This window comes from Streptomyces sp. NPDC090741 (assembly GCF_044769045.1).
Classification (GTDB): domain Bacteria; phylum Actinomycetota; class Actinomycetes; order Streptomycetales; family Streptomycetaceae; genus Streptomyces.
Map to the genome: position 1 here is coordinate 298,416 of NZ_JBIVXF010000001.1, position 22,542 is coordinate 320,957.

Annotated in this window: 14 protein-coding genes; 8 read left to right on the plus strand and 6 right to left on the minus strand. The window is 72.0% G+C overall.

The features are described from left to right. Positions 1-22 precede the first annotated feature (22 nt). Positions 23-1,552 (minus strand): DHA2 family efflux MFS transporter permease subunit, encoded by a 1,530-nt coding sequence (locus tag ACIQU4_RS01345; RefSeq protein ID WP_403724322.1) that lies wholly within the window; start codon positions 1,550-1,552, stop codon positions 23-25. A 152-nt stretch (positions 1,553-1,704) separates the two neighbouring features. Between ACIQU4_RS01345 and ACIQU4_RS01350 the strand changes: the two genes are divergently transcribed. Next, the gene (locus ACIQU4_RS01350; RefSeq protein WP_403724325.1) at positions 1,705-2,730 is read left to right on the plus strand and encodes an Lrp/AsnC family transcriptional regulator; all 1,026 of its coding nucleotides are present in this window, start codon (positions 1,705-1,707) and stop codon (positions 2,728-2,730) included. Positions 2,731-2,798: 68 nt separating this feature from the next. On the opposite strand, the gene glgP is transcribed toward ACIQU4_RS01350, so the two are convergent. Further along, on the minus strand, positions 2,799-5,453 hold the full coding sequence (gene glgP, locus ACIQU4_RS01355) for an alpha-glucan family phosphorylase (protein WP_403724328.1): 2,655 nt from the start codon (positions 5,451-5,453) through the stop codon (positions 2,799-2,801). 665 nt (positions 5,454-6,118) lie between these two features. Between glgP and ACIQU4_RS01360 the strand changes: the two genes are divergently transcribed. From ACIQU4_RS01360 to glgB, 4 genes are all read left to right on the plus strand, one after another. After that, positions 6,119-8,113 carry a maltotransferase domain-containing protein gene (locus ACIQU4_RS01360; RefSeq protein WP_403724331.1) on the plus strand — a complete coding sequence of 665 codons (1,995 nt, stop codon included), beginning with the start codon at positions 6,119-6,121 and terminating at the stop codon, positions 8,111-8,113. Continuing rightward, entirely contained in the window at positions 8,110-9,804 is a 1,695-nt protein-coding gene (gene treS / locus ACIQU4_RS01365; RefSeq protein WP_403724333.1) for a maltose alpha-D-glucosyltransferase, read from the plus strand. Before ACIQU4_RS01360 ends, treS begins: the two co-directional genes overlap by 4 nt. A gap of 153 nt (positions 9,805-9,957) precedes the next feature. Continuing rightward, positions 9,958-11,409, plus strand: a complete 1,452-nt coding sequence (locus tag ACIQU4_RS01370; RefSeq protein ID WP_403724335.1) for a maltokinase — start codon at positions 9,958-9,960, stop codon at positions 11,407-11,409. Continuing rightward, positions 11,406-13,694 carry a 1,4-alpha-glucan branching enzyme gene (gene glgB / locus ACIQU4_RS01375; protein ID WP_403724337.1) on the plus strand — a complete coding sequence of 763 codons (2,289 nt, stop codon included), beginning with the start codon at positions 11,406-11,408 and terminating at the stop codon, positions 13,692-13,694. Before ACIQU4_RS01370 ends, glgB begins: the two co-directional genes overlap by 4 nt. Here the strand turns inward: glgB and trxA are convergent. Both trxA and ACIQU4_RS01385 read right to left on the minus strand, forming a co-directional pair. Then, entirely contained in the window at positions 13,684-14,049 is a 366-nt protein-coding gene (gene trxA, locus ACIQU4_RS01380) for a thioredoxin (RefSeq protein ID WP_403724339.1), read from the minus strand. The two genes, glgB and trxA, sit on opposite strands and share 11 nt — an antisense overlap. A 15-nt stretch (positions 14,050-14,064) precedes the next feature. Continuing rightward, entirely contained in the window at positions 14,065-14,460 is a 396-nt protein-coding gene (locus ACIQU4_RS01385; protein WP_403724341.1) for a MerR family transcriptional regulator, read from the minus strand. Positions 14,461-14,796: 336 nt separating this feature from the next. On the opposite strand from ACIQU4_RS01385, the gene ACIQU4_RS01390 reads away from it, so the two are divergent. Next, on the plus strand, positions 14,797-15,489 hold the full coding sequence (locus tag ACIQU4_RS01390; protein ID WP_403724343.1) for a helix-turn-helix domain-containing protein: 693 nt from the start codon (positions 14,797-14,799) through the stop codon (positions 15,487-15,489). 47 nt (positions 15,490-15,536) lie between these two features. On the opposite strand, the gene ACIQU4_RS01395 is transcribed toward ACIQU4_RS01390, so the two are convergent. Both ACIQU4_RS01395 and ACIQU4_RS01400 read right to left on the minus strand, forming a co-directional pair. After that, the gene (locus ACIQU4_RS01395; RefSeq protein ID WP_403724345.1) at positions 15,537-17,555 is read right to left on the minus strand and encodes a hypothetical protein; all 2,019 of its coding nucleotides are present in this window, start codon (positions 17,553-17,555) and stop codon (positions 15,537-15,539) included. 258 nt (positions 17,556-17,813) lie between these two features. Then, positions 17,814-18,839 carry an ATP-dependent 6-phosphofructokinase gene (locus tag ACIQU4_RS01400; RefSeq protein WP_403724348.1) on the minus strand — a complete coding sequence of 342 codons (1,026 nt, stop codon included), beginning with the start codon at positions 18,837-18,839 and terminating at the stop codon, positions 17,814-17,816. A gap of 302 nt (positions 18,840-19,141) precedes the next feature. Here ACIQU4_RS01400 and pta point away from each other — a divergent pair, with 302 nt between their 5' ends. Both pta and ACIQU4_RS01410 read left to right on the plus strand, forming a co-directional pair. Continuing rightward, a complete protein-coding gene (gene pta / locus ACIQU4_RS01405; protein WP_403724350.1) occupies positions 19,142-21,235 on the plus strand; it encodes a phosphate acetyltransferase in 2,094 nt (697 codons plus the stop codon). A gap of 45 nt (positions 21,236-21,280) precedes the next feature. Next, the gene (locus tag ACIQU4_RS01410) at positions 21,281-22,498 is read left to right on the plus strand and encodes an acetate kinase (protein WP_403724353.1); all 1,218 of its coding nucleotides are present in this window, start codon (positions 21,281-21,283) and stop codon (positions 22,496-22,498) included. Positions 22,499-22,542: the final 44 nt, after the last annotated feature.

The following is a 22,542-nucleotide window of genomic DNA, read 5'->3' on the forward strand; positions in this document are numbered from 1 at the left end:
CGTACGGTCCCGCCCGCGCCCGCTACGCGGACGCGCGTTCGGGCACCGGAACACCCGCCGCGACGGCCGGCCCCGGGAGCGGCGCCGATGCCTGAGCCGGGGCCTTCGTACGGACCAGCACCAGCACAACCAGCGCCCCCGCCAGCCCCATCAGCCCCGAGGTCAGGAAGGTCCCCCGCAACCCGCTCGCGAAGGCCTCCTCGACCCAGACCCTGGCCGCCGGGCCCGCCGCCAGCAGCTGCCCGGCCCGCCCGGAGGCCAACGCCTCGGCCGTGCCGTGCCCTTGGCCGGAGCCGCTGAGCCCGTCCCGCAGCCCGGCTTGGAAGACCGCGCCCAGCACCGCGACACCGAGGGCCATGCCCAGCTGCCGCGCGGTGTTCAGGGCTCCGCCGGCCATGCCCGCCCGGGCCGGGGCCACGGCCCCCATCGCGGCGGCCGCCAGCGCCGGGGTCGCCATGCCCACGCCGAGCCCGGTCACCACCAGCCCCGGGACCAGGACCGACCAGCCGTCGCCCGCGTCCGTCATCCAGGCCTGGAGCAGCGCGCCCGCGCCGATCAGCAGCAGCCCGCCGCCGATGGTCAGCCGCGCCGGAGCCGCGTGCAGCAGCCGCCCGGCCACGGCGGAGACGGCGAACGAGGAGATGCTCAGCGGCACCAGCGCCAGCCCGGCGGAGACCGGACCCATCCCCTCCGCGGACTGCAGCCACAGGGAGACGTACATCAGGTACGAGAACGCCGCGCCGGACAACAGCAGCGCCCCGGCCATCACGCCGACGAAGGAGCGGCTGCGGAACAGCGAAAGGTCCAGCATCGGGTGGGAGCTGCGCAGTTCTACCAGTACGAAGGCGGCGAAGGCGGCCACGCCGAGGCCGAACAGGCCGAGGGTGGCGGCGCCGGTCCAGCCGTTCTCGCCGACCCGGATCAGCGCGTACGTGACCGCCGCCGCGCCCGTGGTGAACGCGACCATGCCGGGCAGGTCGAGGCCCTTGGCCCGCGGGTCGCGGGACTCGGCGACCGACCGAAGGGTCACGTACACGGCCAGGGCGCAGACGGGGAGGTTGATGAAGAAGATCCAGCGCCAGCCGAAGTGCTCGGTGAGCAGCCCGCCGATGATCGGCCCGGCCGCGGCGGCGGCGCCGTTGACCGCGCCCCAGACGCCGAAGGCGACCCCGCGGTCGCGGCCCTGGTAGGCGCTGCTGAGCAGGGCCATGGTGGTGGCGAACATCGCGGCGCCGCCGATGCCCTGGACGGCGCGGAAGGCGATCAGCGCGGCGGGGCCGCCGGCCAGCCCGCAGGCGAGCGAGGCGGCGGCGAAGATCCCGAGCCCGCCGAGGTAGACGCGGCGGCGGCCGATCCGGTCGGCGAGGGAGCCGGCGCCGAGCAGCAGGGCGGCGAGGGCCAGGGCGTAGACGTCCATGACCCATTGGAGTCCGGTGAAACCAGTGTGCATGTCGGCGGCCATGTCGGGCAGGGCGACCATCACGATCGTGACGTCGACCAGGAGCATGAACGCCCCGAGGCACACCGCGGTGAGCGGGAGCCATTTACGCATGGGAGAACTCCTCGGGACCCGGCCGGAGGCCCGGCAGGGGTGGGGTGGGGGTTGGCGGTGGCTTCAAACTCCCATCCGGGCGGTGGATCCCCCACCCAGACCCCCCTCGCTGCCGGATTTCACCCATCGGGGACCCTGCCATGATGGAAACCATGCCCCCGCCGCCCGTCCTGCTGGACGACCTCGACCGCGCCCTGATGCAGGCCCTGATGATCGACGGACGGGCCGCCTTCAGCAGGATCGCCGAGGTGCTGGAGGTCTCCGACCAGACGGTGGTGCGCCGCTACCGCCGGCTGCGGACCTCGGGCCTGCTCCGCGTGGTCGGACTGCCGCTGGGCAACCGGGTCGGGCTCTTCGAATCCTGGCTCCGGGTGCAGTGCGCGCCGGACGCCGCGCTCGCGGTGGCCGAGGCGCTGGCCCGGCGGCCGGACATCTCCTGGGTGAAGCTCGGCTCCGGCGGCACCGAGATCAACTGTCTGACCAAGGCCCGGACCCGGCAGGACCGCGACGGCCTGCTGCTGGACAAGCTCCCGCGCACCCGCCGGGTGACCGGGGTCAGCGCCCACACCATCCTGCGGGTGTACATCGGCGGCCCGGCGCAGTGGTGCGGCCTGGACGTCCTGCGGCCGGAGCAGATCGCGGCGCTGGATCGGCCGCCGGCGCGGACCCCCGTGGTGCACGGGCCGGAGCAGGAGCGGTACGCCCTGGACGAGGCCGAGCTCGCACTGCTGGCGGTGCTCGCCCAGGATGGCCGGGCCGGCTATCCGGAGCTGGCCCGCGCCTCGGGCCTGTCGGAGTCCACCGCCCGCCGCCGGCTGGACCGGCTGCGGGAGCTGCGGGCGCTCTACTTCGACGTGGAGTTCGTCCCGTCGGCCCTGGGCTTCGAGGCGGAGGCCACGCTGCTGCTGACCGCGGCCCCGGCCCGGCTGGCGGAGGCGGGCGCCGCGCTCGCCGCGCACCCGGAGGTGCCCTTCGCGGCCGCGGTGACCGGCACGGCCAACCTGATGGCCGTGGTGGTGTGCCGGGACACCGACGCCCTGTACATGTACATGACCGAGCGGATCGGCGCGGTGCCCGGCATCCAGCACCTGGAGGTGATCCCGACCCTGCGCAACATCAAGCGGGCCGGGATGCTGGTGGAGGGCGGGCGGCTGGTCGATCCGCCGCCCGCCCCCTGACCCCGGAGCCCTGACCCCTGACCCCTGACCCTTGAGCCTGACCCCGCAGCCCTGTCGGCTCTCGGCCGCTAGCGCAGGAGTACGCCGCCCCCCGCGCCCGCGTCACCGGCCGATTCGGTGTCCACCGGGGCCGCGACCAGCCCCAGTTCGGCCGGTGTCGCCAGCATCGGGTGCGCCGGCAGGATCCGGACGGTGTACCCGTAGGGTCCCGTACGGTCGAGGGCCAGCGGGCCCTCGTACATCCAGCGCCCCTCCAGGTCGGGCCCGGCGGTCGGCTTGAGCGGGAAGGACCGCCCGTCGCGGATCACGTCCTGCGGATCCACCCGCCCGGCGACGGCCTGCACCTCGACGTCCTCGGGCGTGAGGGCGTCCAGCGCCACCCGCACGCGCAGCGTGAGGGTGGCCCCGAGCTCGGCGGTGCCGTTCACCGGCGCGGCGGCCAGCGCCTCCACGTGCTCGACGACGACCCGCGGCCAGGCCGCCCGGACCCGGCCCTTCCACCAGGCCAGGTCCCGTGCCGCGTCCGCGTTCAGGCCCCGGTGGGCGCGCGCGGCCGGCGCGTACAGCCGCTCCACGTACTCCCGCACCATGCGGCCCGCGAGCACCTTGGGCCCCAGCGAGACGAGGGTGCGCCGGACCATCTCGATCCACCGCACCGGCAGTCCGCTGCGGCCGGCCCGGTCGTAGAACCGCGGCGCGACCCGGTCCTCGATCAACTCGTAGAGGGCGCCCGCCTCCAGGTCGTCGCGCCGGTCCTCGTCCGTCCCGAGCCCGTCGGCGGTCGGGATGGCCCAGCCGAAGTCCGGCTCGAACCATTCGTCCCACCAGCCGTCCAGCACGGACAGGTTGAGGCAGCCGTTGAGCGCCGCCTTCATCCCGCTGGTCCCGCAGGCCTCCAGCGGCCGCAGCGGGTTGTTCAGCCAGACGTCGCAGCCCGGGTAGAGCTTCTGCGCCATGGCCATGCCGTAGTCGGGCAGGAAGACGATCCGGTGCCGCACCCGCGGATCGTCGGAGAACCGCACCAGCTCCTGCACGAGCCGCTTGCCCCCGTCGTCGGCCGGGTGCGCCTTGCCCGCGACGACGATCTGCACGGGCCGGTCCGGGTCGAGCAGCAGCGCGCGCAGCCGTTCGGGGTCGCGCAGCATCAGAGTGAGCCGCTTGTACGAGGGCACGCGCCGGGCGAACCCGATGGTGAGCACGTCCGGGTCGAGTACGGAGTCCACCCATCCGAGTTCGGCCTCCGCGGCCCCGCGCTGGAGCCACGAGGCCCGCAGCCGGTCGCGCACCTCCTGCACCAGCTGCTCGCGCAGCACGCGCCGCAGGTCCCAGATGTCCTGGTCGGCGATGTCGGCGACCGCGTCCCAGCGCTCGGAGCCGCCCACCGACAGCGCGTCCTCGGTCCGCCCGGCGCCGATCTGGCGGACGCCTAGGCGGACCACCTCGGGGGCCACCCAGGTCGGGGCGTGCACCCCGTTGGTCACGGAGGTGATCGGCACGTCGGCCGGGTCGAAGCCCGGCCACAGTCCGGCGAACATGCCACGGCTGACCGCCCCGTGCAGGGTGGAGACCCCGTTGGCACGCTGGGCCAGGCGCAGCCCCATCACCGCCATGTTGAACACCCCGGGGTCGCCGCCGGGATAGGACTCGGCGCCCAGCTCCAGGATCCGGTCGACCGGCAGGGCCGCCAGCTCCGCGCCGGGCCCGAAGTGCCGGGCGACCAGGGCCCGCTCGAAGCGGTCGATGCCGGCGGGCACCGGCGTGTGCGTGGTGAACACGGTCCCGGCGCGCACCGCCTCGACGGCGGCCTCGAAGCCGAGCCCCTGCTCCCCTTCCAGTTCCCTTATGCGTTCGAGCCCGAGGAAGCCGGCGTGTCCCTCGTTCGTGTGGAACACCTCCGGGTCGGGATGCCCGGTGATCCGGCAGTACGTGCGCACCGCGCGCACGCCTCCGATGCCGAGCAGCATCTCCTGGAGGAGGCGGTGGTCGCTGCCGCCGCCGTAGAGCCGGTCGGTCACCTCGCGGGCGCCGGAGTCGTTGTCCTCCACGTCGGAGTCGAGGAGCAGCAGCGGTACGCGGCCGACGCGGGCCTGCCAGATGTGCGCGTGCAGGGCCCGGCCGCCGGGCAGGCTCAGGGTCACCCGGGCCGGCGCCCCCTCGCCGTCGCGCAGCAGGGAGACGGGGAGCTCGTTGGGGTCGAGGACGGGGTAGTGCTCCTGCTGCCAGCCGTCGCGGGAGAGGGACTGGCGGAAGTAGCCGTGCCGGTACAGCAGTCCCACTCCGATGAGGGGGACGCCGAGGTCGCTGGCGGCCTTGAGGTGGTCCCCGGCGAGGATCCCGAGCCCGCCGGAGTACTGCGGCAGGGCGGCGGTGATCCCGAACTCGGGGGAGAAATAGGCGATCCCGGCGGGCAGCTCGGCATGGTCCTCGTGGCTCTGGTACCACCTCCCGCCGTGGACGTAGTCGTCGAGGTCGGCGGCGACCACGGCGAGCCGCCGCAGGAACCGCCGGTCGCCGGCCAGTTCCCCGAGCCGGGGTGCGGAGACCGCGCCGAGCAGCCGGACGGGATCGCCGCCGGCGGCCTGCCAGCCCTCGGGGTCGACGGATTGGAAGAGTTCACGAGTCTCGGCATGCCAGGACCAGCGCAGATTACGCGCGAGATCGGCAAGCGGAAGCAATGGTTCCGGGAGGACGGGGCGCACGGTGAATCGACGGATAGCCTTCACACGTTCTACCTTCGCAGGCGATTGCGGATCGAAGCGGCCGCACCACGCTGTGCGTCCGCGCATCACCCCGGGAAGGCTAGCTTCACCTGACCCCGCCCTGCCACGGTGCCGTGGTGGGGAGCGGCGTCACCGAACGGAACAGGAACGTTCCTTCGAAAATGGTGACGTGAATTCAGGACATTCCGGCGGTCGGAAATGCACACGGAATGCGCCGGGACGGGCCCCGCGATCCCTCCTCCGGAGAGCGCTGCCACTACGGACATTCCGACCTCGCCGCCCCAAATCCCCGGTCACGGATGGTGCCCGTGATGCCGGTGGGACAGGGGATTCACGACGTACATCCGGTAGTCCCAACCGACTTGACTGAGCCTCGGCGGATGTCGGCCAAGACCTTGGTCTGGGCCGCGCGACTACGTACGAGTAGTTAACCGAGCGCACGGATTGAGCGGGGTGAGAGTGGGCAGGGCTCCCCGCGTACACGCACGGCACCCCGCCCCACCACCTCTCCCGCCACCCGAGTGAACGCGGACAGGAGCGGCCATGCCCGCAGCCCAGCCGTCTTCTGAGCGGCTAGAAACAGAGCGAACAGAGCGTGCACGACCAGCCGGTGCTCCGGCTGGGCTGTTGTCACCGAGCCCTGCGAACTGCCCCCAGGTGATCCCATCATGATCGGTCGCATTCCCGTCCTGGACGTCCGCCCCGCCGTCGACTGCGGGGCCAGACCCGCCAAGGCGGTCGTGGAAGAGGTCTTCGAGATCTCCGCCACCGTGTTCCGCGAGGGCCATGACGCCGTCGCCGCCCATGTCGTGCTCCGCGACCCCAGCGGGCGGCTGCGGCCCCCCGTGCCGATGCGCGAGCTGGCGCCCGGCACCGACCGGTGGGGCGCGCGGGTCTCCGCCGAGGTCGAGGGGAGGTGGACGTACACCGTCGAGGCGTGGAGCGATCCGGTCGGCACCTGGCAGGCCCACGCCGCCATCAAGATCCCCGCGGGCATCGACCCCGGGCTCACGCTGCTCGAAGGCGCCGAGCTCTACGAGCGGGCCGGCTCCCGGATCCCGAAGAAGGACGGCCGCGAGCACGTCCTGGCCGCCGCCGAGGCGATGCGCGACGAGGACCGCCCGGTCTCGCTGCGGTACGCCGCCGCCCTCGTGCCCCCGGTCCAGGCCGCCCTCGCCCGGCGCCCGTACCGGGAGCTGGTCTCCGCCTCCAAGGCCCTGCCGCTGGTCGTGGAGCGCAAGCGGGCCCTCTTCGGCTCCTGGTACGAGATGTTCCCGCGCTCCGAGGGGGCCCTCGTCGAGCCCGGCGAGGCGCCCGTCAGCGGAACGCTGCGCAGCGCCGCCGAGCGGCTGCCGGCCGTCGCCGCGATGGGATTCGACGTGGTGTACCTGCCACCGATCCACCCCATTGGGAGTACGTACCGCAAGGGGCCGAACAACACTCTTTCGGCTGGAAGTTGGGACCCCGGGGTGCCGTGGGCCATCGGCTCCACCGAGGGCGGCCACGATGCCGTCCACCCCGACCTCGGCACGATCGAGGACTTCGACGCCTTCGTCGCGCGCGCCCGCGAGCTGCGCATGGAGATCGCGCTCGACTTCGCGCTCCAGTGCTCCCCCGACCACCCCTGGGTGGAGAAGCACCCCGAGTGGTTCCGGCACCGGGCCGACGGGACGATCGCGTACGCCGAGAACCCGCCGAAGAAGTACCAGGACATCTACCCGATCCACTTCGACACCGACATGGCCGGGCTCGTCGAGGAGACGGTCCGCATCCTGCGGTACTGGATGGACCACGGCGTCCGCATCTTCCGGGTGGACAATCCGCACACCAAGCCGGTCGTCTTCTGGCAGAAGGTGATCGCGGACATCAACAAGTCCGATCCCGACGTGATCTTCCTGGCGGAGGCCTTCACCCGGCCCGCCATGATGCGCACGCTCGCCGCGGTCGGCTTCCAGCAGTCGTACACGTACTTCACCTGGCGCAACACGAAGGCCGAGCTGACCGAGTACCTGACCGAGCTCGCGGACACCCGCTCCGCCTCCGTCATGCGGCCGAATTTCTTCGTCAATACGCCCGACATCCTCCACGAGTACCTCCAGCGGGGCGGCCGCCCCGCCTTCGAGGTGCGCGCCGTCCTCGCCGCCACCCTCTCCCCCACCTGGGGCGTCTACGCCGGGTACGAGCTGTGCGAGAACACCCCGGTCCGCGAGGGCAGCGAGGAGTACCTGAACTCCGAGAAGTACGAGTTCCGGCCACGCGACTGGGCGGCCGCGGACCGCGATGGCCGCACGATCGCCCCGCTGATCACCTCGCTGAACCGGCTGCGCCGCCGCAACCCGGCGCTCCAGCAGCTGCGCGACATCCATTTCCACACGACCGACAACGACCAGGTGATCGCCTATTCGAAGCACGCGGGCGCCAATTCCGTACTGGTGGTCGTCAACCTCGATCCGCACCACACCCAGGAGGCGACGGTCTCGTTGGACATGCCGGTACTCGGCCTCGACTGGCACGGGTCCCTCGCGGTGCGCGACGAGCTCACCGGCGAGACCTACCACTGGGGCAGGGCCAACTACGTACGCCTGGAGCCGGGCCGAACGCCCGCCCACGTACTCGCGGCCCTGCGACCGTCCCCGCCCACCGGAGGGTCACCCACCACATGATGATCAACGATCCCGTCCACGACACGTTCGAGGACACCCCCGCGAAGGACCGCGATCCCGACTGGTTCAAGCGGGCGGTCTTCTACGAGGTGCTCGTACGGTCCTTCCACGACAGCAACGGCGACGGCGTAGGGGACCTGAAGGGGCTCACCGCCAAGCTCGACTACCTGCAGTGGCTGGGCGTCGACTGCCTCTGGCTGCCGCCGTTCTTCGCCTCGCCGCTCCGTGACGGGGGCTACGACGTCGCCGACTACACCTCCGTGCTGCCCGAGTTCGGCGACCTCGCCGACTTCGTGGAGTTCGTGGACGCCGCGCACCACCGCGGCATGCGGGTGATCATCGACTTCGTCATGAACCACACCAGCGACCAGCACGAGTGGTTCCAGCAGTCCCGCAAGGACCCGGACGGCCCGTACGGCGACTACTACATGTGGGCCGACAACGACAAGCAGTACCAGGACGCCCGCATCATCTTCATCGACACCGAGACCTCGAACTGGACGTACGACCCGGTCCGCAAGCAGTACTACTGGCACCGCTTCTTCTCGCACCAGCCGGATCTCAACTACGAGAACCCGGCCGTCGTGGAGGAGATCGTCTCGGCGCTGCGCTTCTGGCTCGACCTCGGCATCGACGGCTTCCGGCTCGACGCCGTGCCCTACCTGTACGCCGAGGAGGGCACCAACTGCGAGAACCTGCCGCGCACCCACCAGCTCCTCAAGCGGGTCCGCGCCGAGATCGACGCGCACTACCCCGACACCGTGCTGCTCGCCGAGGCCAACCAGTGGCCCGAGGACGTCGTCGACTACTTCGGTGACTTCGCGAGCGGCGGGGACGAATGCCACATGGCGTTCCACTTCCCCGTCATGCCGCGCATCTTCATGGCCGTACGAAGAGAGTCGCGCTATCCCGTCTCCGAAATCCTGGCCAAGACCCCGGCGATCCCGGACCGCTGCCAGTGGGGCATCTTCCTGCGCAACCACGACGAGCTCACCCTCGAAATGGTCACCGACGAAGAGCGCGACTACATGTACGCCGAGTACGCCAAGGACCCGCGAATGCGGGCCAACATCGGCATCCGGCGCCGGCTCGCCCCGCTCCTCGACAACGACCGCAACCAGATGGAGCTGTTCACCGCCCTGCTGCTGTCGCTGCCCGGCTCGCCGGTGCTCTACTACGGCGACGAGATCGGCATGGGCGACAACATCTGGCTCGGCGACCGCGACGGCGTCCGCACCCCGATGCAGTGGACCCCGGACCGCAACGCCGGTTTCTCCTCCTGCGATCCGGGCAGGCTGAACCTGCCGGTCATCATGGACCCGGTCCACGGGTACCAGGTCACCAATGTCGAGGCCGCGATGGCATCGCCCTCCTCACTGCTGCACTGGACCCGCCGGCTCATCGAGGTCCGCAAGGCGAACCCGGCCTTCGGCCTCGGCTCGTACACCGAACTGCCCTCGTCCAACCCGGCGGTACTGGCCTTCCTGCGCGAGTACGGGGACGACCTGGTGCTGTGCGTGCACAACTTCTCCCGCTTCGCGCAGCCCACCGAGCTGGACCTGCAGTCGTTCAACGGGCGGGTCCCGGTGGAGCTCACGGGTGACGTGCGCTTCCCGCCGATCGGCGAGTGGCCGTACCTGCTCACGCTCGCGGGGCACGGCTTCTACTGGTTCCGCCTGCTGGGCGAGTAGCCGCCGAGTACGGGGTGGGCGCGCGAATGGGTCAATCGCCCGCCCCTGTACGGATCATCCTGACCCGACACTCGTACACCACCGGAGAAGCAACTGACGCGATCCGGGACACTCTCCGCATTCTGTGACGGCCCGGGGAAAGGACGCGACGCCATGTCGGAGGCTGCATCCGCCGGGACGACGAGCACGACCGGACTCAGTCCGCTGGAGCCGATGCTCCGGGACTGGCTGCCGCTCCAGCGCTGGTTCGCCGGCAAGGGCCGGCGCATCGGCCGGCTCCGGATGATCTCGGCGGCCGACCTGCTGCCGCCGGGCTCCTCCCCCCGGCTCGTCCACCTGCTCCTGGACGTCGACGGCGACTGCTACCAGCTGCTGCTCGGCGTCCGCCCCGCACTTCCGCCCGCCCTGGCGCCCGCGCTGATCGGGCGCGCCGAGCAGGGCCCGTACGCCGGCCAGTGCGTGTACGAGGGGCTGGGCGATCCGCGGCTGGCGGCGCTGCTGCTGGAACGGTTGCGCGCCCCCGGCACCCTCGGCCCGCTGCGCTTCGACCGCGACCCGATGGCACTGATCCCGGCGGCGCTCACCCCCCGGCCGCTGTCCGGGGAGCAGACCAACTCCTCGCTGATCTACGGGGATTCGTACATCCTGAAGGTGTTCCGCCGGGTCGGCCCCGGGGTCAATCCCGACCTGGAGCTGCCGAGAGCGCTGGCGGCCGCCGGGTGTGCGCGCGTCCCCGCGCCGGTCGCCTGGTACGAGGCCGCGCTGCCCGGCGGAGAACCGTTGACCCTGGGCGTGCTCCAGCCCTATCTGCGCGGCTCCGACGACGGCTGGCAGCTCGCACTGGGCCGGCTCCGCGCCGGGGCCGACTTCACCGCCGAGGCGCACGCGCTGGGCCGGGCCACCGCCGAGGTGCACAGCGCGCTCGCCGCCGCGCTGCCCACCCTCGCGCTGGGCCCGGAGCAGACCGCCCGGCTCGCCTCCGGGATGACGGCCCGGCTGGCGGCCACCGCCCGCGAGGTGCCCGCGCTGCGGCCGTACGAGGCGGGGCTGCGCGGGGCGTTCGACGCGCTGGCCGTGTCCCGCGGGGCCGGGGTGCCCGCCCAGCGGATCCACGGCGACCTGCACCTGGGCCAGACCCTGCGCACCGCCGACGGCAGCTGGGCGCTGATCGACTTCGAGGGCGAGCCGGCCCGGCCGCTGGCCGACCGCCGCCGCCCCGAACCCGCCGTCCGCGACATCGCCGGGATACTGCGCTCGTTCGACTACGCGGCCCGCTCCCACCGCCCGTTCGCCCCCGCCTGGGCGGACGCCTGCCGGGCCGCCTTCTGCGAGGGCTATGCCCGGACCACCGGCCGCGACCCGCGCGAGGACCTCGTACTGCTGCGCGCGTACGAGACCGACAAGGCGGTGTACGAGGCGCGCTACGAGTCCCGGCACCGCCCCGACTGGCTGCACGTGCCGATGGCCGCGATCCGGCGGCTGGCCGCCGGCGCGGACCGGGGATTCGGCCGCGCGCAGCCGGGCGCCGGGCCCGCCCCCGCCGAAGGCTTCCCCTCCCTCTCCCCCCACCCCCGCCCGCAGCCGCCTAGGAGGCCGCACACGTGAGCCCCGCCCGTCAGTCACCCTCCACCACCCCGCCGCCCCCGCCCCAGGCTCCGGCCGCGGCCGCGCCGCGCAGAGCCCAGGCACCGCGCGCCCGGCGGGCTCCCGCGCACGGGGTCCGGCCGGCGCCCGCGCTCGGCGCCGCGGAACGGGCCCGGCTGCTGGAGGGCCGCCACCACGACCCCCACGGGGTGCTGGGCGCCCGGACCCGGCGGGACGGGGTGGTCTTCCGCGTGCTGCGCCCGTACGCCAAGGCGGTCACGATCATCGCGAAGGGACTGCGGGCCGAGCTCCACGACGACGGCGACGGGCTGTTCTCGGGGCTGCTGCCGCTGACCGGAGTGCCGGACTACCGGCTGCTGGTCGCGTACGGCGACGACGAGATCGAGGTGCACGACCCCTACCGGTTCCTGCCCGCGCTCGGCGAGCTGGACCTGCACCTGATCGGTGAGGGCCGGCACGAGGAGCTGTGGACGGCGCTGGGCGCCCGGCCGATGGAGCACCAGGGCGTGGCCGGCACCCGGTTCACGGTGTGGGCGCCGAACGCCCAGGGGGTGCGGGTCACCGGGGACTTCTCGTACTGGGACTCGGTCGCGTACCCGATGCGCTCGCTGGGCGCGAGCGGCGTGTGGGAGCTGTTCCTGCCGGGGGTGGGCGAGGGCGCGCTCTACAAGTACGACATCACGCGGCCGGACGGCAGCCACACCCTGCGCGCCGACCCGATGGCCCGCGCCGCGGAGGTCCCGCCGGCCAACGCCTCGGTGGTCACCGCGTCCCACTACGAGTGGCAGGACGCGGAGTGGATGGCGCGGCGCGGGGCCCGCCCGGCGCACGAGGCCCCGTTCTCGGTGTACGAACTGCACCTGGCCTCCTGGCGGCCGGGGCTCTCGTACCGGCAGCTGGCCGAGCAGCTCCCCCCGTACGTCAAGGAGCTGGGCTTCACCCACGTGGAGCTGATGCCGGTCGCCGAGCACCCCTTCGGCGGCTCGTGGGGCTACCAGGTGACCGGGTTCTACGCGCCGACCTCGCGGATGGGCGGACCGGACGAGTTCCGGATGCTGGTGGACGCGCTGCACCGGGCCGGGATCGGGGTGATCGTCGACTGGGTGCCCGCGCACTTCCCGCGCGACGAGTGGGCGCTCGCGGAGTTCGACGGGCGGCCGCTGTACGAGCACCACGACCCGAGGCGGGCCGCGCACCCGGACTGGGGGACGCTGGAGTTCGACTACGGCCGCAAGGAGGTCCGCAACTTCCTCGTCGCGAACGCCGTGTACTGGTGCCAGGAGTTCCACGTGGACGGGCTGCGGGTGGACGCCGTCGCCTCGATGCTCTACCTGGACTACTCGCGCGGCGAGGGCGAGTGGACGCCGAACGAGCACGGCGGGCGGGAGAACCTGGACGCGATGGCGCTGCTCCAGGAGATGAACGCGACGGTGTACCGGCGCTGTCCGGGCGTGGTGACGATCGCGGAGGAGTCCACCGCGTGGGAGGGCGTGACCCGGCCGACGGATGCGGGCGGGCTCGGCTTCGGGCTGAAGTGGAACATGGGCTGGATGCACGACACCCTGCGCTACGCGTCGAAGGAGTCGGTGCACCGCAAGTACCACCACCACGACATGACGTTCGGGATGGTCTACGCGTACAGCGAGAACTACGTGCTGCCGATCTCGCACGACGAGGTGGTGCACGGCAAGGGCTCGCTGGTGTCGAAGATGCCCGGGGACTGGTGGCAGCAGCGGGCCGCGCACCGGGCGTACCTGGGCTTCATGTGGGCCCATCCGGGCAAGCAGCTGCTGTTCATGGGGCAGGAGTTCGCCCAGGGTTCGGAGTGGTCGGAGACGTACGGGCCGGACTGGTGGCTGCTGGACTCCTCGTACGCGGCGGCCGCCGACCACCGGGGCGTACGTGACCTCGTGCGCGACCTGAACCGCACGTACACGGCGGCGCCCGCGCTGTGGGAGCGGGACTCCACGGCGGAGGGCTTCGCCTGGGTGGACGCGGACGCGGCGGAGGACAACGTCTTCGCGTTCCTGCGGTACGCGCAGGACGGTTCGCAGCTGCTGTGCGTGTCGAACTTCTCGCCGGTGGTGCGGCACGGCTACCGGATCGGCGTCCCGGCGGAGGTGCCGTGGTGGCGGGAGGTCCTGAACACGGACCTGGAGCAGTACGGCGGCAGCGGCGTGCGCCATCTGCAGCCGCTGAGGCCCGAGCCCGTGCCCGCGCAGGGTCGCCCGGCGAGCCTGCGCATGACACTCCCGCCGCTGGCGACGGTCTGGCTCAGGCCGTGACGGCGGTGGCGCGGGTGGCGCCGGTGACGTCTTCGAGTTCCTGAAGGAGCTTGCGCTTGGCGCGGGCCCCGACCATCTGCTTCACGGGCTCGCCGTCACGGAAGACGAGCAGGGTCGGCATGGACAGCACCCCGTACCGGACGACGGTGGCGGGGTTGCTGTCCGCGTCGATCTGCACGACCTTGAGGCGGTCGGCCTCCTCGGCGGCGACGGCGGACAGCACCGGCGCGAGCTGCCGGCACGGCCCGCACCAGTCGGCGGTGAACTCCACGAGGACGGGACGCCCCCGCTCGGCGAGCACCTCCGCCTCGAAGTCCTGGTCGGTCACCTCGGCGACACCCTCGGCGTGAATCATCTCGTTCGCCCTCTCTTATGGTCCGGTCATTTCACAGCGCGGCGACGCCGCCTGCCCGGCGGCGTCCTCGGCGGCGGCGAGCTGCCGCGCGACCTGCTCCCGTACGTCGGCCAGCTGGCCGATCAGCCCGTCGAGCTCGGCGAGCTTGCGCCGGTACACGGCCAGGGACGCGGGACAGGAGTCCCCGGCGGGATGGCCGGCGCGCAGGCAGTCGACGAACGGGCGGGTCTCCTCCAGCTCGAAGCCGAAGTCCTGGAGCATGCGGATCTGGCGCAGCAGCCGCAGGTCTTCCTCGTCGTACGTGCGGTAGCCGTTGCCGGTGCGGCGCGCGGGCAGCAGTCCGCGCGACTCGTAGTACCGCAGGGTCCGCGTGCTGGTCCCGGCCCGCTCCGCCAGTTCGCCGATTCGCATGCCCCGACCGTAAGGCTTGACGCCGACGTCAAGGCAAGGAGCGGATCGGGGTGAGGGGTGGGGCCCTCGCCACCCCCGTATGCGAGGGCCCCGACATGGATCACGCACGGGGTGCGAGGCCGGTTCAGGAGGGGGTGCGGAAGATCGGTGAACATTGTGCGCAGGGGTTTCGCGCGGTCGGCCGGAACCGTACGCTGGGAAATGGATCTAGTGCTGGTCCGATTACCGGACGGTCGCCGGAAAACTCGCCCCCAACGTTGAACTCCATAGGATGTTCCTACGAGTTCTGGGCTTGTTTGAACGGTCTGTAGTCGCCACCCCTTGGGCACTCCTACGGTGTGCCCTGTGCACTCCAGCCCTCCCTTCAATGCCCCCGCCGCGCGTCGCCTCCGCGCAGCCCTGGGCATGGCTCCCGGTCATGTCGCCTATGGCCTGCGCGCCCAGTACGGACTGATCGTCGAGCCCGAGACCGTGATGGCCTGGGAGCGCGGTGAGATATCGCCGAGTTCCGCCGAGCTCACGGCGCTGGCCGGTGTCCTCTGGTGCGCACCCGGCGAACTGCTCGCCGAGCCCGTGACCCTGCGGGAGCACCGGATGGCCCGCGGCATGGCCGCGGACGAGCTGGCCCGGCGGATCGGGCTGGAGACGGCCGCGTACCAGAAGATGGAGGACACCGGGCGCTGGAAGGGCAACGAACGGCAGTCCGTGGCCCTGGCGCAGGTGCTCGGGCTGTCGCTGGCCCAGTTCGTGGCGGCGACGGGCAAGCAGGACGAGCTCGCCGAGCTCCTGCGCAACGCGGTGACCACCCGCTGGCAGGCGTACGTCAAGCCGCTGACCAAGCTGCTGCCGGTGCCGAAGCAGCACCTGGAGCCGGTCCTGGAGCGGCTGCACGAGGACTACCAGTCGAAGATGGTGGCCACCCTGAGCTGGGGCGGCGCCTCGGGCGAGGCCGGCACGGGCGACGCGGGCCGCCAGTTCCTGGCCGACATAGTGACCCACTTCTGGTCCTACGCCTCCGGGCCCCGGTAGGCCGCCCGGGGCGCCGGACCCGCCGTCGGGAGCCCCCGTACGCGCCGTCACTTCAGCGGTGCGTACACCACGGTCGCGGCGCTGCCCGCGCCGGCGAGGTCCCGCTCGATCCGGTCGGCGGTCTTCTGGTCGCCCACCAGGACGGTCGGCGGCTCGGGGCAGGTGGCGATGGCGCCCTTCAGGCGGCCCAGCGAAGCCTGGTACTCCTTCTCGTCGACCGCGGCCGGGCCGCCGATCTTGACGTTGAAGACCTCGTAGAGCCCGACCATCGCGCCTGCCCGATGGGTGAGGACCTGCGCGAGGAACGTCGCTCTCATGTTCAGGTACGCGTCGTTGCCGTAGAGGGCGATCACGGGAGAGTCGACGCCCTTCAGGTCGCGCCGGGCCAGCGTTTTGGCCGCCGGGCCGATGCCGTTCTCGTGCTCGCCCCGGGCCCACTTGATCATCTGGCTGTCGTACCAGGCGGAGGGATGCCCCCATCCGGACGGCACTCCCCATTGGACGTTGCCGAAGAGCGCGAGTGCTGCGGCCGTCGCGAGACCGGAGCGCAGCAGCAGGTCGGCCCGCCGGCGCAGCGGGGAGCTCGTCGTGCGTGCGGCGGGCTGGAGCATCAGGCCGACCAGGCCCAGCGAGATCAAGGCGATCACGAGGCCGGCGGCGGTCAGCTTCTCGAAGTAGTACGAGTAGTAGCCGATGGTGTGCTTCTGCCAGGCGCCGAAGACACCGATCACCGCGGTGGCGCCCAGGACGAGGGCCAGGACCGTCTGCCCCGTGCCCGTCCTGCGGTTCACCGGCAGGGACGCGGCCACCAGGGCCAGCAGCCCGCAGCCGATGAACACCGGGCGGTCGGGGATGACCATCGGGCCGGCGAGGTTGGACGTCTTCTCGACGTCCAGCTTGGTCAGGACGGAGAAGACGCTTGGCAGTGCGGCGATCAGGGCGCCGCCCGCCAGTGCGCCGACGACGAGTCGGCGGTGCGGGGCGAATCGCCGCCGGTGGACGACCAGGACCGCGGCCAGGGCGATGCCGACGAGGACGCCGTAGAGGTTGTAGACGAAGGTCACGGAGACCAGGGCGGCGATCCCGACGAGGACGAACTCGGCTCGGCCCATCGCCGGCCGCACGAGGAGCGCCAGCGCGACGGCCAGGAACAACAGTCCGAAGGTCTCCGAGTCGAAGCCCCACGCGACCAGTTGCGCCATCGAGCCGGACATCATCACCGCCGCCACGGTCGCGCAGACCGCCGCCGCGCGCCAGCCGCGCAGGCGCGGGCCGCCGATCCAGCGGGCGGCCCAGACGAGTGCGCCGCAGAGCAGCGCGTAGGCGGCGAGGACGTACAGGAGGTAGCGGTACGTCATGTCGAGGCCTGAGCCGCCGTCGGTCGATGACTTCACCAGTACGTCGGTCCAGGCCATCAGGAAGTGCGTGCCCTGCGGGTAGACCGCTTCGGCCGGGGTCATCATGTACGCCTTGGCCGCCTCCTGGTGGAGGAAGGCGTAGCCGCCCACGTGGTGGATGCCGTCGAAGTACGAGAAGTGGCCGAGCCGGTCCTCGGAGGTGGCGAAGTAGGCCAGCCGGTCGGCCGCCGACTTGCCGGCCAGGGGGTGGTGGAAGTAGCGCCAGACCACGGCCACGGTGGCGAGTACCAGGGCGTCCGAGCCGCGCAGGCGCAGCGGTATGCGGGGCCTGCGGCCGGCGAGCCAGCCGGTGACGGACAGCACGGTCAGCAGGAGGCCGGTCCCGGGGACGGGGGCCAGGCCCCATGGCCAGACGGAGAAGAGCAGGCCGAAGGCCATCACCGCGCCGCAGAGGAGGAAGGACGCGACCACCAGGCGGTCGAGGAGCCCTCCGCCCACGCGGATCAGGGAGGCGATCGCCAGCACCAGGACGGGGACGAGCACCACGTCCAGGGCGAGCGTGTGGAGCAGGAGCGGCAGGGCCCAGGACAGGGCCACGGCTGCGCCGAGGACGGGCCATCGCCTCCCGCCGCCGGCCCGGCCTTCGGCCGGGTGCAGCGGCCGGATGTCGACGGGCTTGCTTGTCGGAACGGCAGAGCGGGTGGCCACGGGAGACGGGCACCTTCCATCGAGCAGGGGGAGCGGATGACGGGGCCGGACACGACGGCTGGATCCGTCCACGCGCTTCGGCCACCCACCCCAACCCCCAAGCCGGGAATCATAGCCGTCGGGTATGAGCGTGGGAGAAAGCCCCGGAGAACGGATCTCCGGGGCTGAATGCCGCAGCGGCGGCAGGGGTTTCGGGCCTGCGCGATCAGAGGCGGAGGGCCCGGGGCGGGTGGGGCGCAGGGCCTGCGGGCGGGTGGGTCAGAAGACCGATTCGGCCTCGTACATGCGGTCGTCCGGGACCGTCTTCAGTTCGGTGACCGCTTGGGCCAGGGGGGCCATCACGATGTCGGTGCCGCGCAGGGCTGTCATGTTGCCGAAGTCGCCGCGGTGGACGGCCTCCACCGCGTGCCAGCCGAAGCGGGTGGCGAGGACGCGGTCGTAGGCGGTGGGGACGCCGCCGCGCTGGACGTGGCCGAGGATGACCGGGCGGGCCTCCTTGCCGAGGCGGTGCTCCAGCTCGACGGCCAGGCGGTTGCCGATGCCGGCGAAGCGCTCGTGGCCGTACTGGTCGATGGCGCCCTTCTCGTACGGCATGGAGGCCTCGGCCGGGTGCGCGCCCTCGGCGACGCAGATGACGGCGAACTTCTTCCCGCGGGAGAATCGTTCCTCCACCATCTTCACCAGGGCGTCCACCTCGAAGGGGCGCTCGGGCAGGCAGATCCCGTGGGCGCCGCCGGCCATGCCGGACTCCAGGGCGATCCAGCCCGCGTGCCGGCCCATGACCTCGACGACCATCACGCGCTGGTGCGATTCGGCGGTGGTCTTGAGGCGGTCGATGGCCTCGGTGGCAACCATGACGGCGGTGTCGAAGCCGAAGGTGCGGTCGGTGGAGGAGATGTCGTTGTCGATGGTCTTCGGCACGCCGACGACCGGCATCCCTGCGTCCGAGAGCATCCGGGCGGCGGTCAGGGTGCCCTCGCCGCCGATCGGGATGAGGGCGTCGATGCCGTAGCGCGTCGCCAATTCCTGGGCGTTCTCGGCGGCTTCGTGCAGCCGCGCGCGCTCCATGCGGGCCGAACCGAGAATCGTGCCGCCGCGGGCCAGAATGCCGCTGACGGCGTTGATGTCGAGGGGGCGGTGGTGGCCGTCCAGGAGACCCTTGAAGCCGTCCTCGAAGCCGATGACTTCGTCACCGTGGCCGACCACGGCGCGGTGTACGACCGAACGGATGACAGCGTTCAGGCCCGGGCAGTCGCCGCCTGCGGTGAGAACTCCGATACGCATCGTGCTGTGTCTCCTGCTCCTGGTCGTACCGGGCCGTACGCGTGCGGGCGGACAGCCGTACATCTGAAGGGCGTCGTGTTCGTCATGGTGAAGCCTGTCCGATTGTTCCACGGGCCGGGGGTGCGGCGCGTTGTGCGCTGCTCCGCCCACCAGGCCTTTCGACCCCTGCGACCAGGCCTTTCCCGGCGGGCGCCCTATCTGTCCGCCGAGGTATTGTCAAGAGGTCAGGCCCACCCTAACGGGGAAAAAACCACCACATCCACTACATCCACGACATCCACACGATGGGACGGAGACCACGCGTGACGCGCAGCGTGTACGTGACCGGTATCGAGCGGGGGGACGGCCGCCAGGTCGTCGAGCTGGGGATCATGGAGCTGCTGACCCGCCAGACGGCACGGGTAGGCGTCTACCGGCCGTTGCTCCACGACGCACCGGACCGGCTCTTCGACCTCCTGAAGGCCCGCTACCGGATCGACCAGGACGCCGCGACGGCCTACGGCATGGAGTACCACGAGGCCTCCGCCATCCTGGCCGAGAAGGGCACCGACGAGCTCGTGTCCCGGCTGGTGGACGGCTACCACCGGGTGGCCCGCGACTACGAGGTCATGCTCGTCCTCGGCACCGACTACGCCGATACGAACCTCCCCGACGAGCTGGCGCTCAACGCCCGCCTCGCCAACGAACTGGGGGCCGTCGTCGTGCCCGTCGTCGGCGGCACCAAGCACCCCGCCGAGGCCGTGCGCGCCGAGGCCCAGAGTGCCTTCCGCGCGTACGAGAGCCTCGGCTGCCACGTCGTCGCGATGATGGTCAACCGGGTGGCCGCCGAGGACCGGGACGGTATAGCCGAGCGGCTGGCCGCCCGCCTGCCCGTGCCCTGCTACGTGCTGCCGGACGACAAGTCGCTCTCCGCCCCGACCGTCGCCCAGATCACCCGGGCGCTCGGCGCCGAGGTGCTCCTCGGCGACGACGCCGGGCTGGCCCGCGACGCCGTGGACTTCGTCTTCGGCGGAGCCATGCTGCCGAACTTCCTGAACGCCCTGACGCCCGGCTGCCTGGTCGTCACCCCCGGGGACCGTGCCGACCTGGTCATCGGGGCGCTGGCCGCGCACGCCTCGGGCACCCCGCCGATCGCCGGCGTGCTGCTGACCCTGAACGAGCGTCCGGGTCCGGACATCCTGACCCTGGCCTCGAAGCTGGCGCCGGGCACCCCGGTGGTCTCGGTGGCCGGCAACAGCTTCCCGACGGCCGCCGAACTGTTCTCGCTGCAGAGCCGGTTGAACTCCGCGACCCCGCGCAAGCTGGAGACCGCCCTCGGCCTGTTCGAGCGGCACGTGGACACCGCCGAGCTGCGCGGGCTGCTGTCGGTGGCCCGCTCCGAGCGCGTCACGCCGATGATGTTCGAGCACGAGCTGCTGGAGCGGGCCCGCGCCGAGCGCCGCCGCGTGGTGCTCCCCGAGGGCACCGAGGAGCGCGTGCTGCGCGCCGCGGACGTGGTGCTGCGCCGCGGGGTCTGCGACCTGACCCTGCTGGGCGAGGAGCAGGCGATCCTGAAGAAGGCCGCCGACCTGGGCATCGACATCTCCGCCGCGCAGCTCATCGATCCGGCGGCCTCCCCGCTGCGGGAACGTTTCGCCGAGTACTACGCGCAGGCCCGCGCCCACAAGGGCATGACCGTCGAGCTGGCCCTCGACGTGGTCACCGACGTGAACTACTTCGGCACCCTGATGGTCCAGGAGGGCTTCGCCGACGGTATGGTCTCCGGCTCGGTGCACTCCACCGCCGCGACCATCCGGCCCGCCTTCGAGATCATCAAGACGAAGCCCGACGCCTCGATCGTCTCCTCGGTCTTCTTCATGTGCCTGGCCGACCGGGTCCTCGTCTACGGGGACTGCGCGGTCAACCCGGACCCGGGCGCCGAGCAGCTCGCCGACATCGCCGTCCAGTCGGCGGCGACCGCGGCCGCCTTCGGGGTCGAGCCTCGGATCGCGATGCTCTCGTACTCGACCGGCACCTCGGGCAGCGGCGCCGACGTGGACAAGGTCCGCAAGGCCACCGAGATCGTCCGCGCGCACCGCCCCGACCTGCTGATCGAGGGCCCGATCCAGTACGACGCCGCCGTCGAGCCCTCGGTCGCCGCGACCAAGCTGCCCGGATCGGAGGTGGCCGGCCGCGCGAGCGTGCTGATCTTCCCGGACCTCAACACGGGCAACAACACGTACAAGGCCGTGCAGCGCTCGGCGGGCGCCGTCGCGGTCGGCCCCGTGCTCCAGGGTCTGCGCAAGCCGGTCAACGACCTCTCGCGCGGCGCGCTGGTGCAGGACATCGTCACCACCGTGGCGATCACCGCGATCCAGGCGCAGGGCGCACAGCCCGCGCAGGCGCCCACCGCCTGACCCCCGTACCGCCCCGCCCCCCACTCCGAAGGAAAGACGCCCATCGTGACCACCGCATCGCGCGTACTCGTCCTCAACTCCGGCTCCTCGTCGGTGAAGTACCAGCTGCTCGACATGGCGGACTCCGCCCGCCTCGCCGTCGGCCTGGTGGAACGGATCGGGGAGCAGGCCTCGCGCCTCGTGCACGAGCCGCTCACCGGTCCGGGCGCGGGCGGCGGCAAGCGCGAGCGGCTCGGCGCGATCGCGGACCACGAGGCCGCGCTCCAGGCCGTCGCGGCGGAGCTCGCCGCCGACGGGCTGGGTCTGGACTCCCCCGAACTGGCGGCCGTCGGGCACCGGGTGGTGCACGGCGGGACCCGGTTCACGCAGCCGACGGTGATCGACGACGAGGTGCTGGCGGAGATCCGGAGCCTGATCCCCCTCGCCCCGCTGCACAACCCGGCGAACGTGACCGGCATCGAGGTGGCGCGCTCGCTGCGCGCGGACATCCCGCAGGTGGCGGTCTTCGACACGGCCTTCCACTCGACGATGCCGGAGTACGCGGCCCGGTACGCGATCGACGCCGTGACGGCGGAGAAGTACGCCATCCGGCGGTACGGGTTCCACGGCACCTCCCACGCGTACGTCTCGCGGGCGACGGCCGCCCTGCTCGGCCGGCCGGTGGAGGACGTGAACGTGATCGTGCTGCACCTGGGCAACGGGGCCTCGGCCTCGGCGGTCCGGGGCGGGGTGTGCGTGGAGACGTCGATGGGCCTGACCCCGCTGGAGGGACTGGTCATGGGCACCCGTTCGGGCGACCTGGATCCTGCGGTCGTCTTCCACCTGGCGCGGGTGGGCGGCTTCTCGGTGGATGAGATCGATTCGCTCCTGAACAAGAAGAGCGGTCTGCTGGGCCTGTGCGGCGACAACGACATGCGCGAGGTGCTGCGGCGGGCGGGCGAGGGCGACGAGTCGGCGCGGCTCGCCTTCGCGGCGTACGTCCATCGCCTGAAGAAGTACATCGGCGCCTACTCGGCGGTGCTCGGCCGGGTGGACGCGGTGGCGTTCACGGCGGGGGTCGGCGAGAACGCGCACCAGGTCCGGGAAGCTGCCGTCGACGGCCTCGCGGAGCTGGGGCTCGCGCTGGACCTGGAGGCCAATGCCGTGCGCTCTTCCGAGCCGCGGCTGGTGTCGCCGCACTACGCGCGGGTGGCGGTGGCCGTGGTCCCGACGGATGAGGAACTGGAGATCGCCACCCAGGCGTACGCGCTGGTTACTCAGTAGTCACTTGGACTTTCCACCAGACGGAATATTCCGCTACGAAACAA